This window comes from Lentzea aerocolonigenes (assembly GCF_000955955.1).
Classification (GTDB): Bacteria; Actinomycetota; Actinomycetes; order Mycobacteriales; family Pseudonocardiaceae; genus Lentzea; species Lentzea aerocolonigenes_A.
Map to the genome: position 1 here is coordinate 48,987 of NZ_JYJG01000003.1, position 13,411 is coordinate 62,397.

The following is a 13,411-nucleotide window of genomic DNA, read 5'->3' on the forward strand; positions in this document are numbered from 1 at the left end:
CCCGGTGAACTAGGTTGGAAGCCGTGCGGGTTCACGTGGTTTCGGATGTGCACGGCAACGCTGAGGCGCTGGCGCGCGCCGGTGACGGGGCGGACGCGCTCGTCGTGCTCGGCGACCTGATCGACTTCGTCGACTACCACGACCATTCCAAGGGGATCCTCGGGCGCGTTTTCGGGCCCGAGAAGGTGGGGATCTTCGCCGAGTTGAGACGCGGCACCAAGCGCGCGGACACGGCGGGCTACATCCGGTCCCTCTGGGACGGTCTCGTGGACGCCCGTTCCGTCGTGGAAGAGGCGGTGCTGGAGCAGTACCACGCGCTGTTCGCCGCGATGTCCGCGCCGACGTACGCGACACCGGGCAATGTGGACAGTCCGCACCTGTGGCCGCAGTTCGCCCGCGACGGCGTGCACGTCGTCGACGGCGAGGCGGTGGAGATCGGCGGGCTGCGTTTCGGGTTCGCGGGCGGCGGGCTGATGCTGCCCGGACTCGTGCGCAACCCCAACGCGCCGTGGTTCCCGTACCTCCGGACGGAGGAGGACATGGCGGCCGCGCTCGAGGGGATGGGACCGGTCGACGTGCTGTGCACGCACATCCCGCCGGCCGTCCCGGACCTGACGTACGACGTCGTGGCGCGCCGTCCCGAATGGGGATCGCGGCCCGCGCTGGAGAAGATCGTGCGCGAACGTCCGCGCTGGTCGGTGTTCGGGCACGTGCACCAGCCGTTGGCCAGGCGGGTGCGGATCGGCTACACCGAGTGCGTCAACGTCGGGCACTTCCAGCGCAGCGGCAAGCCTCACGTCCTCAACTGGTAAAGACGCGAGTAACCTCCTCACTCATGGCCGACGAGTCCACGCAGTCCATCGTCATCGACGCTCCGCCTGAGAAGATCATGGCGATCATCGCGGACTTCCCGTCGTACCCGGACTGGGCGAACGGGATGAAAGAGGTCGAGGTTCTCGACACCGGTTCCGACGGCCGTGCGCAGCAGGTGCGGTTCGCGATCGACCAGGGTCCCGTGAAGGACGAGTACACCCTGAAGTACGACTGGGCGGCCGACGGTCTCTCGGTGAGGTGGGAGCTCGTCAAGGGCACCATGCAGAAGGCGCAGGTGGGCAGTTACGTGCTGGAGCCGTCTGGCGCCGGTACCAAGGTGACGTACACGCTGTCGGTGCAGCTGGTGATCCCGATGATCGGGCTGTTCCGCCGCAAGGCCGAGAAGCTGATCCTCGACACCGCGCTCAAGGAGCTCAAGAAGCGCGCGGAGAAGGCGGCTTGAGCCGGGTCCTGCTCTTCACCGGCAAGGGCGGGGTCGGCAAGACGACACTGGCCGCTGCCACAGCGGCCTCCCTGGCCGCGAACGGCCGCAAGGCTCTCGTGGTGTCGACCGATCCCGCCCACTCGCTGGGCGACGCCCTCGACGTCCGTCTGGGCGCAGCACCGTCCGAAGTAGACACAGCGGGCGGTCTTTTCGCGTGCCAGATCGATCCGCGCGGTCTCGTCGACGAGGCTTGGGGCGATCTGCGCGGGCATCTGCGGACGGTTCTCGCGGGCGCCGGGGTCGACGAGCTCGACGCCGAGGAGCTCACCGTGCTGCCGGGCGTCGAGGAGTTGCTCGCGCTGGCGGAGGTGCGGCGGCTGGCGTCCAGCGGGCCGTGGGAGGTCGTGGTCGTCGACTGCGGGCCGACCGCGGAGACGTTGCGGCTGCTGTCGTTGCCCGAAGCGTTCGCGGGGTACCTGGAGAGGCTTTTCCCGACGCACCGGCGAGTGGTGCGCGGGTTGCTGGCCGGTGTCGCGGGTACCGGGACCGTCGAGAAGTGGGACGCGACGGCGGACGCGCTGAGCCGGCTCGCCGAGCGGCTGGACTCCTTGCGGACGATGCTCTCGGATCCTTCGTCGTGCTCGGTGCGGCTGGTGCTGACACCGGAACGGGTCGTGGCCGCGGAGACGCGACGGACTCTGACCGCGTTGGCGCTGCAGGGAATCCGGGTCGACAGCGTGATCGCGAACCGGCTGGTGCCTTCGCCCGGTTCGGCGCGCGGTGCCGCGGCCACCTGGTTGCGGACGCGGCGGCACGAGCAGGACGCGGTGCTGGCGGAGCTGACCGGGATCGGTGAGATCCGCACGGTCGACCACCGCGCTTCGGAGCCTGTGGGCGTGCCGGCATTGCTGGAGGTCGCCTCGCAGCTCTACGGCTCCGAGGACCCGTTGCCCGGTGCCGTCGTGTCGGAGTCGTTGCTGGAGGTGTCGGGCAGCGGGCGTGGTCTCGACGCCCGATACTCGCTGCGGATCGCGCTGCCGCTGGCCGACGACACGGACCTCGACCTCGCGCGAGTGGGCGACGACCTCGCGTTGACCATCGACGGCAGGCGTCGCCTCGTGGCGCTGCCGTCGTTGCTGAAGCGCTGCATCGTGACCGGTGCGGAGATGGACGCGGGTGGCGTCACGGTGGGGTTCCGCCCGGACCCCAAGCTTTGGCGCTGATCAGGAGCTTTGGATGACCCAGGACAACACGGGAAAGCTCGCCGAGGAGCTTCGGCTGCTGATCGACACGGCAGCTGAACGCATGCAGCCGTGGCTGCAGCGGGTGGCCGACGCGGGCGACGGTTCGCACACGCCCGAGACGTGCGGCTGGTGCCCTCTGTGCAACGGCGTGGCGCTGCTGCGTGGCGACCGTTCCGAACTGGCCGCGAAGGCCGCCGAGCACGCCGCCGGTCTGGTGGCGGTGCTGCGCGCGGCCCTGCGCGAACCGGGTGCCCCGCCTCCGCCCCCTGAGCCGTCCGGTGGCGCCGACGAGTCTTCGGGGGAACCTTCGGGTCAGCGGGTGCAGCACATCAAGGTCGTCAGGAAGACCGACTAGTGCTCACCGTCGGAGTGGACATCGGTGGCACCAGCGTGCGCGCGGGCGTCGTGGACGCGCGCGGCTCCGTGCTGGACACCTCACGCGCCCCCACACCCGCCGGCGAACGCGCCCTTGAAGACGCGATCGTCGCGGCCGTGGAGGAGGTGGCGGACCGCCACGCCGTGAACGCCGTCGGTCTGGCCGTGGCGGGCTTCATCGCGTCCGACCGCCGCACGGTCCGTTTCGCGCCGCACCTGGCGTGGCGACAGGCCGACGTCGCCGACCGCATGAGCGACCGCCTCGGCATGCCAGTCGTTCTGGAACACGACGCGAATGCCGCCGCCCTGGCCGAACACCGCTTCGGCGCCGCACGTGGCGCCAAAACCGCTGTCCTGGTGGCCATCGGCACGGGCATCGGCGCCGCTTTACTGCTGAACGGCGAGGTCTTCCGCGGCGCGTACGGCGTGGCCCCCGAACTGGGCCACCTGCGCGTGGTCCCCGACGGCCGCCCCTGCCCGTGCGGCAAGAACGGCTGCTGGGAGCGCTACTGCAGCGGCACGGCCTTGTCGGCCACCGCGGTGGAGTTGCTGGCCAAGCACCCCGGCGTCTCGACCGTGCTGGCCCGCGAAGCCGCCGGCGACTCCCGCGCGGTGACGGGCCGCCGAGTGGCCGGCGCGGCCCGCGACGGCGACCCGCTGGCCAAGCGCGCGATGGCCGACCTGGCCCGCTGGCTCGGCGAGGGCCTCGCTCTGGTGGCGGACGTCTACGACCCCGAGGTGATCGTCATCGGGGGAGGCGTCTCGGAGTCCGCGCCGATGTTCATGGACGACGCCCGCGAGCGCTACGCCTCCGTGGTGACCGGCGCGGGCCACCGCCCGCTGGCCCGGATCCGCACCGCACAGCTCGGCGACGACGCCGGAATCGTGGGCGCCGCGACCCTGGCCCGCGAGATGGCGACGTCGCTGTCCAAGAACAACTCCCGTCGCTCCTGAACTGATATATCGCCTGCCAGCCGATATATCAGTTCCTTCGCCGCCGCTGACCTGCACCTTAGCAATGAGACTTTGGTCTTCGTCCGCAAAAGACTCATTGCAAAGGCGGCGGCGAAGGCCTCCGACGACGAGCCGATCCGCTCTGCGCCGCCGTTCCGGCTAGTTGACCACGCCGTCGGTGCCGATCAGCCTGCGCGCGCCGTGCGGCCACGCCTCCATCGCCGCGCACTGGTCGAACCGGACCGTGAGCGTGCTCTCGGGGAAGATCATGCTGATGCTGGTGCGGCCGACGACGAGGGTTACTTCGGACGGCGCGTGGGTGGAGTACCTGGTTCCCCGCGCGGCGGACGAGAACTCAAGAACTCAAGAACTCCGCGATCGGGGCGAATCTCGCCCAGTCCGCTTGATGCCCCGACGGCAGCTGCAGCAGCGCCGAGCCCATCGCCTCGACCGCGACGGCGTGTACGTCGGCGACGGTCACGGCGTCCGCCTCGGCGATCAGCTCCTCGACGGTCGACCATCGGCCGCGGTTGACCAGGTCGGTGGCGGTGATGACGTTTCCGCCTCGAAGTGCGTAGCGGTATCGGGGGACAGGAGAGCCCGAGGCGTTCGCGGCGGGCGTGTCGGGGTTTGTTCGCCCGCCGCGAACACCCAGCTCGGAGCTAGCGGCCGAGCAGGCGCAGGATGCGCGGGCGGCGCTTGGCGCGCTCGGCGTCCTTCTTGCTCAGGGTCGCCAGGGCGCGGGCCATCATCAGGTGCTGCATCTGGTCCATGCCCGACACGGTAAGCATGACCGAATCGTTATCTGAAGGTTGGAGTGGCCGTTATCACGCCGTTACCGAATGGGACGTGACGTGTCACACCTGGGCGCCGTCGTCCCAGCCCGAGTCCGGTGGCGGGGTGTTGCGCATGCGCAGGATCAGCCAGCCGACGCCCGCGCACAGCGAGACGAGCGAGAGCGGCGTGCCGATCCGCGACTCGAGGCCGAAGAGGCCGGGGGCGACCAGCAGGACGATGCCCAGCACGAACAGGCCGAGCGCCGCGATCGTGGACGCGCGCAGCACCGGGAAGGGCGGGGGGTCCGGCGGGACGTAGTGGTCCTCGTCGTCCCTGTTCCTGGCCTGGTCGCGCCGTTCGGGCTCGTCCGCGTGCTCGGAGGGGAGGTCGTCGGCCGCGTCGCCGCGGGCCCGGAGATCGTCGCCGAGATCGCTCTCGGGGCTCGCCTCGTCGAGGTCGAGCCAGTCCTTGCCGACCCCGTCCCGTTCGAGACCCGCGACGATCTCGGCAAAGAGCTCGTCGACGTTCTCGGGGCCGTCGGTCGAGTCGCGCCGGGCGTTCATCCAGAGCCTCTCCGTGTGCCGCAACCCTCTGACCCCTCATCGTTGCACGGGCGGGATGTGTTGCGGGTTACGGCAGTCGGCTCAGCAACACTCACCGAGCCGCCCGTGACGCTCTACTTTGGGACTCGTTGTGTGAGGTGCGGTCGGCTCCGTAGGCTGGTTGCCGGGATCAAGGTTCGGTGTCTAGGGAGGCGCTTCCCGCTGTGCTGTACTGGATCATGAAGCACGTCCTCCTGGGACCGATTCTGCGGCTGTTCTTCCAGCCGAAGATCATCGAGGGCGCCGAGAACATCCCGAAGGAGGGCGGCGCGATCCTGGCGAGCAACCACCTCGCCGTGTCCGACTCCTTCTTCCTGCCGCTGATGCTCTCGCGGCGCGTGACCTTCCCGGCCAAGATCGAGTACTTCACCGGCACGGGGCTCAAGGGCAAGCTGCAGAAGTGGTTCTTCTCCGGGGTCGGCCAGGTGCCGATCGACCGGTCCAGCGCCTCGGCCGCCCAGGGCGCGCTCGACACCGGCGTGCGGATCGTGCGCGAGGGCAAGCTGCTCGGCATCTACCCCGAGGGCACGCGCTCGCCCGACAGCCGCCTGTACAAGGGCAAGGTCGGTGTCGCGTGGATCGCGCTGGAGTCCGGTGCGCCGGTCATCCCGGTGGCGATGTTCGGCACGGACAAGGCCAACCCCATCGGCTCGAAGATGTGGAAGCCGTACCCGATCCGGATCAAGATCGGCAAGCCGCTCGACTTCTCCCGCTACGAGGGGCTGTCGGGCGACCGGTTCGTGCTGCGGTCGATCACCGACGAGATCATGTACGCGTTGATGGAGCTCTCCGGTCAGGAGTACGTCGACGTCTACGCGGCCAAGGCCAAGGAGCAGGCCGCGGACGTGCCCGAGCAGGGCAAGAAGGCCGACCGGGTGCCCGAGAAGAAGGCGAGCTGACCGCACCCCCTAGGGTGTCGCGGTGCGGTTCTTCTACGACTGTGAGTTCATCGAGGACGGGGTGACGATCGACCTCGTGTCGATCGGTGTGGTCGACGAGGAAGGCCGCGAGTTCTACGCCGTGTCCACCGAGTTCGACCCCGAGCGGGCCGGCCCCTGGGTGCGGCAGAACGTCCTCAACCAGCTGCCGTCGCCCGCCGACAAGGCGTGGCGCAGCCGTGAGCGCATCCGCGAGGACCTGCTCGACTTCCTCGGCGCCCGCAACGCCGCCCGTGACGAGGTCGAGCTGTGGGCGTGGTTCGCGGCTTACGACCACGTCGCGCTGGCGCAGCTGTGGGGTGCGATGCCGGCGTTGCCGCGCGCTCTGCCCCGGTTCACTCGCGACCTGCGGCAACGCTGGGACGACGTCGGCAGGCCCAGGCTGCCGGCCCCGCCAGCCGACGCCCACGACGCCCTCGCCGACGCCCGCCACAACCTCGCGCGGTGGAAGGTGATCGAGGAACATCGGCGGAAAATCGGGTTTCCCGTCCGGTAAGTGAGACCCGCATTGCTGCACCGATACAGCTCGTGAAAGTCTGAGTGACACAGAACACGAGAGATTGGGAAGCAGATGCGCATCGGTGTGCTCACTGGCGGTGGTGACTGCCCCGGTCTGAACGCCGTGATCCGGGCCGTGGTCCGCAAGGGCATCAAGGCACACGGCTGGGAGATCGTCGGGTTCCGCAACGGGTGGCAGGGTCCGATCGAGAACCTGACCAAGGAGATCGGCCTCGCGGACGTCGAGGAGATCCTCACCCGCGGTGGCACCATCCTGGGCTCGTCGCGCACGAACCCGTACAAGGTCGAGGGCGGTGTCGACCGCATCCGCGAGACCATCGCGGCCAACAACATCGACGCCATCGTCGCGATCGGCGGCGAGGACACCCTCGGCGTCGCCAAGCGCCTCACCGATGACGGCATCGGCGTCGTCGGCGTGCCGAAGACGATCGACAACGACCTCGGCGCCACGGACTACACGTTCGGCTTCGACACGGCCGTGCACATCGCGACCGAGGCGATCGACCGCCTTCGCACCACGGCCGAGTCGCACCACCGTGCGCTCGTCGTCGAGGTCATGGGCCGGCACGCGGGCTGGATCGCGCTGCACTCCGGTCTCGCCGGTGGCGCGAACGTCATCCTCGTGCCCGAGCGCCCGTTCAGCGTCGACAAGGTCGTCGAGTGGGTCGAGCGCCGCTTCGAGCGCGAGTTCGCGCCGATCATCGTCGTCGCCGAGGGTGCGATTCCCGAGGGCGGCGCCGAGGTGCTGCACTCCGGTGAGCGCGACGCCTTCGGTCACGTCCGTCTCGGCGGCGTCGGCCAGTGGCTCGCGGAGGAGATCGCGGACCGCACCGGCAAGGAGTCCCGCGCGGCCGTGCTCGGCCACATCCAGCGCGGCGGTACGCCCACTGCGTACGACCGCGTGCTCGCGACCCGTTTCGGCCTGCACGCCGTCGACGCCGTCGCGGCCGGTGACTTCGGCACGATGGTCGCGCTGCGCGGCACCGAGATCGTCCGGGTGAAGCTGTCGGAGGCGACGGCCGAGCTCAAGACCGTTCCGACGGAGCGCTACGAAGAGGCCGAGGTCTTCTTCGGCGCCTGATCCGGGCCTGATATCCAATATCCGATATATCGGTTATGCAAAAGACGTTTGCGGACGACCGCAAACGTCTTTAGCATAAGCAGGTGTTTGTGCTGGTCAGAAGGCTTTGGCGTCGAGGTAGGCGGCGAACGTGCCGAGCCAGTGGTCGGCCATGTAGCCGTGACCGCCGAACACGTAGGTCCACCCGGCCTCGCGGTGCGCGGCGGAAGCGGTGCGGGCCAGCGAGGCATACCGGTGCCCGGTCGGCAGGGCGTCGGCGATGGCCTCCCAGTTCCAGGCGCGGGACAGCGCGAGCCCGGCCAGGTGCGAGCCGTAGGGGTCGCTGGGGTCGTCGACCGGGAAGGGCTCGCGCAGCACGCGCCACCGTTCCGCGTCGAGGTCCGGCAGGTAGGCGTCGAACCAGGCGCCGAACTCCGGGGTGTCGAGGGCGCGGCGCATCAGGTCGGCCGTCGTCAGCGCGGGGGAGAGGAAGTCGGCGGCGTCCGGCTCGAACCCGCCGTACGCGACCTCCTCGCGGTGCCAGCGCAGAGCCGCGTCGATGCACGCCGACGCCAGCTCGAAGTCGCCGTTCACCTGAGCGGCGTCGAACACCAGGCAGGTCGCGAACGCGGTGTTGCCGTGGGTGCCGGTGCGCACCGGGAGGCGCGCGGCCGAGATCCATTCGAGCCACCGGTCGCGCAGGACGTCCGCGATCGGCGACACGGACCACGGCAGGCCGGAGGTCCGCAGTTCGGCGTCGAGCAGCAGCAGCCACGCCCACCCGTAGGGCCGCTCCCAGTGCCGGCCAGAGGCGGATGCGAAGAACGCGGCCTCGACGGCGCAGTTCTCCTCCGTGATCAGCTTGTCGAGCGCGTCACGGGCCGCATCAGCGCCCGCGAGAGAAGGACGCAGCCGCAAGAGACGCACGGCGAGCCACGTCTGATGCACGCACGAGTGCCAGTCGAACGACCCGGCGAACACGGGATGCAGCACCCGCTGCGGTATCAGCCGGTCGTCGCCGTCGATGACGTGCGACCAGTGCACCGGGTGATCGCGCTGGATGTTGTCGATCGCGATGGCCAGCAGCCGGGTCGCGGTGCCGTCATCCAGTCGGGGGGCGTTCATGGCCACATCATGCAGTGCGTCGTCTCAATAGGGCAGAGGTCGATAGTTGACAAGTAACAGACTTCACCGGTCGATACACCATCTGATGGTGCCCATATCAAGACCCCTCGAACTGCTGACAGGCCCGGCCCGGTCTCTCAGTGTGGGACAACTAGGATGAGCAGCGTGAACTGGACCGTGGACGTGCCCATCGACACGCTTCCCGAGCTTCCGCCGCTGCCTCCCGAGATGCGCAAGCGCCTGGACGACGCCCTGTCGCGCCCGGCTGCCCAGCAGCCCGAATGGCCCGACGCCGAACAGGTGCGTCGCGTGCGGACCGTGCTCGAGAGCGTGCCGCCGATCACCGTGCCCGCCGAGATCGACCGGCTGCACACGCAACTGGCGCAGGTCGCGAACGGTGAGGCATTTCTGCTGCAGGGCGGTGACTGCGCGGAGACGTTCGCTGACAACACCGAGCCGCACATCCGCGCGAACATCCGGACCCTGCTGCAGATGGCCGTGGTGCTGACCTACGGCGCGAGCCTTCCGGTGGTGAAGGTTGGCCGCATCGCCGGCCAGTACGCCAAGCCGCGTTCGTCGGGCATCGACGCGCTCGGTCTGCCGTCCTACCGCGGCGACATCATCAACTCCCTGGTCGCGACGCCAGAAGCCAGGGTCGCCGATCCGGGCCGCATGATCCGCGCCTACGCGAACGCCGGCGCGGCCATGAACCTGCTGCGCGCGCTCACCGGCGCGGGTCTGGCCGACCTGCACCGGGTGCACGACTGGAACCGCGACTTCGTGCGCACCTCGCCCGCGGGCGAGCGCTACGAGGCCCTGGCCGGCGAGATCGACCGCGGGCTGAAGTTCATGTCGGCCTGCGGCGTGAACGACCAGTCGCTGCACGGCACCGAGATCTTCGCCTCGCACGAGGCGCTGCTGCTGGACTACGAGCGCGCACTGCTCCGCCTCGACACGACGCGCGACGAGCCCAGGCTCTACGACCTGTCGTCGCACTTCGTGTGGATCGGTGAGCGCACCCGTCAGCTCGACGGCGCGCACATCGCGTTCGCCGAGATGCTGTCGAACCCGATCGGTCTCAAGATCGGTCCGACGACGTCGCCGGAGATGGCCGTCGAGTACGTCGAGCGTCTCGACCCGCGGGGCGAGCCTGGCCGCCTGACGCTCATCTCGCGGATGGGCAACCAGAAGGTCCGCGACGTGCTGCCCGCGATCATCGAGAAGGTCGAGGCCAGCGGCCACAAGGTCATCTGGCAGTGCGACCCGATGCACGGCAACACGCACGAGTCGTCCACCGGCTACAAGACCCGCCACTTCGACCGCATCGTCGACGAGGTCCAGGGCTTCTTCGAGGTGCACCGCCGCCTCGGCACCCACCCCGGTGGCATCCACATCGAGCTCACGGGTGAGGACGTCACCGAGTGCCTCGGTGGCGCGCAGGAGATCTCCGACGACGACCTCGCCGGCCGCTACGAGACGGCGTGCGACCCGCGCCTGAACACGCAGCAGTCGCTCGAGCTCGCGTTCCTCGTCGCCGAGATGCTCCGCTCGTAGGTCTTTCCTGAAGACGAGCTGAAGAACGAAGGGCCCCGCGTCGAGAACGCGGGGCCCTTCTGTTTCACCTGATCAGAGACCGACGATCGTGATCTCCGTGCCGCGCTTGACCTTGGTGCCCGGCTGCGGGTTCTGGTTCACGACCGTCGCGTTGTTGCTCCGGTTGAACTCGACCTTCACCTTGAAGCCGCGCTCCTCGAGCTCCTTCTTCGCGTCCCGGACCTTCTGCCGCGTCACGTCCGGCACCTCGATCTCCGAGTTGTCCTGGAAGAACACGGTGACGCGCTTGTTCGCGTTCCCCTCCAGCACAGTGCCCGCGGGCGGGTCCGTGCGCACCACCCGCGCGTCGTCGCCGTTGGCCGCGTCCTGACCGGTCGCCTCGACCGGTTCCAGCCCGGCGCGCTGCAGCTCCGCGAACGCCTCGTCCTTCGACTTGCCCTGCACGTTCGGCACCGGCCTGCGCGGCGCGGGACCCTTGCTCAGCACCAGGGTCACCGGGCTGTTGATCGTCAGTGCCGTGCCTGGACGCGGGTCCAGCGCCACGACCTTGCCGATCGGCACCGTGTCGTGGAACGCGTCCTTCGTCGGGTCCTTGGCCGTTTTCAGACCCGCGGCCTCGATGTCCTTCGTCGCGGTCTCGACATCGACGCCGGCGTTGACGAACGGCACGACGGGCTTGCCGCGCGAGACGGTGACCTTCACGGTCTGGTTCTTGCGCAGCTCCACGCCGGCGGCGGGGTCGGTGCTGATGACCTGGCCGTTCGGCACGTCGTTCGACGGCACCTTCTCGACCAGCCCGGTGAGCTCCGCGACCCTCAACAGCTGCGACGCGTTCACCTCGGACTGCCCGACCACCGCCGGCACGGCCGTCCAGCGGCCCGCGCCGAGGTACCAGGAGAACAGGCCGACGATCAACGCCAGCACGGCGACCACGGAGCCCCAGATGATGAAGAGCCGCTTGCGCCGCTTGCGCTCTTCCTCGATCGGGTCGACCTTCGGCTTCCTCTTCTGCGGGGGACGGCGCCGCGGCTGCTCCGGGCGCGGCATCGCGCGCGTGCCGGAGATGCCGGGCGGAGGCGTCGGCGGGCCCGTGTTGATCGTCGTCATCGCGGACTGCACCGGCTGCACCGGCCGGGTCGCCTCGGCGATCGACGGCGGAGTGGCGCCGACCGAGACCGGAACCGGTCTCATGACCATCGTCTTGTCGTTCTCGGGCGCGGAACCCGGAACGGGCACCGGCTGCGGGGTGAGGCCCAGCTCCGAGCCCACCCGCTCCAGTTCGGCGAGGAAGGCGTCGGCGTTCACGGGACGTAGCGACGGGTCGCGCCGCGTCGCCTTGCGCACCAGCGTGTCCAGGGCCAGCGGGATGTCGGGAACGGACGGGACGTCGTTGTTCACGTGCTGGTAGGCCACCGAGATGGGCGTCTCACCGCGGTACGGCGCCTGACCCGCCAGCATCTCGTACAGCACGATTCCGGCCGCGTAGACGTCACTGCGCGCGTCCGCGGCACCCGTCTCCACCTGTTCAGGTGAGAGGTAGGCCACAGTGCCGAGGATCTCGCTGTCGCTCGTGACGCCGTTCTCGGCGATCGCGCGGGCCAGTCCGAAGTCCGCCACCTTGACCTGGCCACCCGGTCCGATCAGCACGTTCTCCGGCTTCACGTCGCGGTGCACCAGCCCGGCGCGGTGGGCCGCGCCCAACGCGGACAGCACGGGGCCGAGCACGCTCAACGCGACGGCGGGAGGGAGCTTGCCGCGCTGATTGAGCAGGTCACGGAGGTTTCCGCCGTCGATCAGCTCCATCACCAGGTACACCTGGTCACCGTCGACGCCCTGGTCGTGCACGGACACCACGGCCGGGTGATGCAACTGCGCGGCCGCGCGCGCCTCGCGCTCGAAGCGCGCGACGAACGCCGGGTCCGCCGTCAGGTGCGGATCCATCACCTTGACGGCCACATCGCGATCGAGGCGGGTGTCGCGACCTCGATAGACGGTGGACATGCCGCCCCGCGCGAGCACGGAGTCCACCCGGTAGCGCTGCTCGAGCAGTCCACCCATCACGTTCGAAACCGACCTCTCCACAGTGCGAGATGGTAAAGCTCAGGATGACCCGGTTGGCGGAAGGGCGTTCACAGTTCGGTTATGGCATCGTGACCCCCGTGAGTGCGATTCCTGCCGCTGCGGATGTACTGGCTGCCGACCTGGAGGTTCTTCCTCTCCCCGAGGTGGCCGACCGAATGGGACTCCCGGTAACGCGGGTCCAACAACTGCTGCGTGACGGGCAACTGCTCGCCGTGCGGCGGGACGGCGTTCTCGTCGTTCCCGAAGCGTTCCTCGCCGCCGGAACCGTCGTGAAGGGTCTGCCGGGCACCATCACGGTGCTGCGCGACCAGAACTTCTCCACGGACGAGATTCTGCGCTGGCTCTTCACGGAGGACACGAGCCTCCCTGGCACTCCGATCGAAGCATTGCGCGGAGACCGTGGGCGTGAGGTAAAGCGGCGCGCGCAAGCCATGGGCTTCTAGTTCACACGATGCGGCGGTTCCGGGCGTCTCCCCGAGCGGGAGACGTCCGGAACCCCTGAACTTGTGTCCATGATCGTCAAGACTCTCCTCGCCGGGTTCACGGCCGTCGGACTGTTGTTGTCCCCGGTCGCCGCCTCGGCCGCTCCCGCTGTGCACGCCAAGCCCACCACGCTCGAACTCGACGCCGGTGGCGCCAAGGTCAAGGTCAAGAAGGGCAACCAGCTCCAGATCAAGGGCAAGCTCGGTGCCCAGGGCGGCGAACGTCAGCTGACGCTCGGTCTCGACATCTTCGCCCAGGTCAGGGTCAACGCGGGTGTGTGGACCAACATCTTCACGAAGTCCTGCAGCCCGAACGCGCAGTTCAACGCCAAGCTGTCCATCGACGCGTCGGCCGACCTGCGCCTTTACTTCCCCGGCACGAGCACCTATGCCTCCGCGACGTCGAACATCGTCGGCGTTGTCGTCATCTAGAAGGTCTAA

At 69.1% G+C, this 13,411-nt stretch carries 16 protein-coding genes; 11 read left to right on the forward strand and 5 right to left on the reverse strand.

Features of this window, described 5'->3' with window-relative positions; all coding sequences use genetic code 11:
* The first annotated feature begins 23 nt into the window (after positions 1 to 23).
* The 5 genes from UK23_RS00685 to UK23_RS00705 are packed head-to-tail and all read left to right on the forward strand — an operon-like array spanning position 24 to position 3,831.
* The gene (locus UK23_RS00685) at positions 24 to 812 is read left to right on the forward strand and encodes a metallophosphoesterase family protein (protein ID WP_196777557.1); all 789 of its coding nucleotides are present in this window, start codon (positions 24 to 26) and stop codon (positions 810 to 812) included.
* A gap of 23 nt (positions 813 to 835) precedes the next feature.
* Positions 836 to 1,276: an SRPBCC family protein gene (locus tag UK23_RS00690; RefSeq protein ID WP_045309342.1), complete on the forward strand. Its 441-nt coding sequence runs from the start codon at positions 836 to 838 to the stop codon at positions 1,274 to 1,276.
* Positions 1,273 to 2,481: an ArsA family ATPase gene (locus tag UK23_RS00695; RefSeq protein WP_045309343.1), complete on the forward strand. Its 1,209-nt coding sequence runs from the start codon at positions 1,273 to 1,275 to the stop codon at positions 2,479 to 2,481. The genes UK23_RS00690 and UK23_RS00695 overlap by 4 nt, the downstream gene beginning before the upstream one ends.
* Positions 2,482 to 2,494: 13 nt before the next feature.
* Positions 2,495 to 2,857, forward strand: a complete 363-nt coding sequence (locus UK23_RS00700; RefSeq protein ID WP_045309344.1) for a hypothetical protein — start codon at positions 2,495 to 2,497, stop codon at positions 2,855 to 2,857.
* Positions 2,857 to 3,831 carry an ROK family glucokinase gene (locus UK23_RS00705; RefSeq protein WP_196777558.1) on the forward strand — a complete coding sequence of 325 codons (975 nt, stop codon included), beginning with the start codon at positions 2,857 to 2,859 and terminating at the stop codon, positions 3,829 to 3,831. The genes UK23_RS00700 and UK23_RS00705 overlap by 1 nt, the downstream gene beginning before the upstream one ends.
* Before the next feature lie 355 nt (positions 3,832 to 4,186).
* On the opposite strand, the gene UK23_RS54480 is transcribed toward UK23_RS00705, so the two are convergent.
* The 3 genes from UK23_RS54480 to UK23_RS00710 form a co-directional block, all read right to left on the reverse strand.
* Positions 4,187 to 4,312: a hypothetical protein gene (locus UK23_RS54480; RefSeq protein WP_269112236.1), complete on the reverse strand. Its 126-nt coding sequence runs from the start codon at positions 4,310 to 4,312 to the stop codon at positions 4,187 to 4,189.
* 181 nt (positions 4,313 to 4,493) lie between these two features.
* Complete coding sequence (locus tag UK23_RS54485) at positions 4,494 to 4,622, reverse strand: hypothetical protein (RefSeq protein WP_269112237.1); 129 nt, start codon at positions 4,620 to 4,622, stop codon at positions 4,494 to 4,496.
* 66 nt (positions 4,623 to 4,688) lie between these two features.
* Entirely contained in the window at positions 4,689 to 5,171 is a 483-nt protein-coding gene (locus UK23_RS00710) for a hypothetical protein (protein WP_045309462.1), read from the reverse strand.
* Between the two features lie 203 nt (positions 5,172 to 5,374).
* On the opposite strand from UK23_RS00710, the gene UK23_RS00715 reads away from it, so the two are divergent.
* The 3 genes from UK23_RS00715 (at position 5,375) to UK23_RS00725 (ending at position 7,748) form a co-directional block, all read left to right on the forward strand.
* Positions 5,375 to 6,109 (forward strand): lysophospholipid acyltransferase family protein, encoded by a 735-nt coding sequence (locus UK23_RS00715; protein WP_045309345.1) that lies wholly within the window; start codon positions 5,375 to 5,377, stop codon positions 6,107 to 6,109.
* Positions 6,110 to 6,131: 22 nt separating this feature from the next.
* Positions 6,132 to 6,644, forward strand: coding sequence for a polyadenylate-specific 3'-exoribonuclease AS (locus UK23_RS00720; RefSeq protein ID WP_045309346.1), 513 nt, complete (start codon positions 6,132 to 6,134; stop codon positions 6,642 to 6,644).
* Between the two features lie 75 nt (positions 6,645 to 6,719).
* A complete protein-coding gene (locus UK23_RS00725; RefSeq protein ID WP_045309347.1) occupies positions 6,720 to 7,748 on the forward strand; it encodes a 6-phosphofructokinase in 1,029 nt (342 codons plus the stop codon).
* Positions 7,749 to 7,844: 96 nt separating this feature from the next.
* Here the strand turns inward: UK23_RS00725 and UK23_RS00730 are convergent, their stop codons facing one another.
* Positions 7,845 to 8,852 (reverse strand): DUF2891 domain-containing protein, encoded by a 1,008-nt coding sequence (locus UK23_RS00730; RefSeq protein ID WP_045309348.1) that lies wholly within the window; start codon positions 8,850 to 8,852, stop codon positions 7,845 to 7,847.
* A gap of 165 nt (positions 8,853 to 9,017) precedes the next feature.
* Between UK23_RS00730 and UK23_RS00735 the strand changes: the two genes are divergently transcribed.
* The gene (locus UK23_RS00735; protein WP_045309349.1) at positions 9,018 to 10,406 is read left to right on the forward strand and encodes a class II 3-deoxy-7-phosphoheptulonate synthase; all 1,389 of its coding nucleotides are present in this window, start codon (positions 9,018 to 9,020) and stop codon (positions 10,404 to 10,406) included.
* Between the two features lie 72 nt (positions 10,407 to 10,478).
* On the opposite strand, the gene pknB is transcribed toward UK23_RS00735, so the two are convergent.
* Positions 10,479 to 12,488 carry a Stk1 family PASTA domain-containing Ser/Thr kinase gene (pknB, locus tag UK23_RS00740; RefSeq protein WP_052684261.1) on the reverse strand — a complete coding sequence of 670 codons (2,010 nt, stop codon included), beginning with the start codon at positions 12,486 to 12,488 and terminating at the stop codon, positions 10,479 to 10,481.
* A gap of 77 nt (positions 12,489 to 12,565) precedes the next feature.
* On the opposite strand from pknB, the gene UK23_RS00745 reads away from it, so the two are divergent.
* Positions 12,566 to 12,931 carry an Rv2175c family DNA-binding protein gene (locus UK23_RS00745; protein WP_269112239.1) on the forward strand — a complete coding sequence of 122 codons (366 nt, stop codon included), beginning with the start codon at positions 12,566 to 12,568 and terminating at the stop codon, positions 12,929 to 12,931.
* A gap of 69 nt (positions 12,932 to 13,000) precedes the next feature.
* Positions 13,001 to 13,402, forward strand: a complete 402-nt coding sequence (locus UK23_RS00750) for a hypothetical protein (RefSeq protein WP_156212614.1) — start codon at positions 13,001 to 13,003, stop codon at positions 13,400 to 13,402.
* The last annotated feature ends 9 nt before the right edge of the window (positions 13,403 to 13,411 follow it).

Bases quoted from the DNA above. Each gene is read 5' to 3' on its own strand.
- UK23_RS00725 (WP_045309347.1), top strand. From the start codon at position 6,720: ATGCGCATCGGTGTGCTCACTGGCGGTGGTGACTGCCCCGGTCTGAAC.
- UK23_RS00750 (WP_156212614.1), top strand. From the start codon at position 13,001: ATGATCGTCAAGACTCTCCTCGCCGGGTTCACGGCCGTCGGACTGTTG.
- UK23_RS00730 (WP_045309348.1), bottom strand. From the start codon at position 8,852: ATGAACGCCCCCCGACTGGATGACGGCACCGCGACCCGGCTGCTGGCC.
- UK23_RS00690 (WP_045309342.1), top strand. From the start codon at position 836: ATGGCCGACGAGTCCACGCAGTCCATCGTCATCGACGCTCCGCCTGAG.
- UK23_RS54485 (WP_269112237.1), bottom strand. From the start codon at position 4,622: ATGCTTACCGTGTCGGGCATGGACCAGATGCAGCACCTGATGATGGCC.
- UK23_RS00710 (WP_045309462.1), bottom strand. From the start codon at position 5,171: ATGAACGCCCGGCGCGACTCGACCGACGGCCCCGAGAACGTCGACGAG.
- UK23_RS00700 (WP_045309344.1), top strand. From the start codon at position 2,495: ATGACCCAGGACAACACGGGAAAGCTCGCCGAGGAGCTTCGGCTGCTG.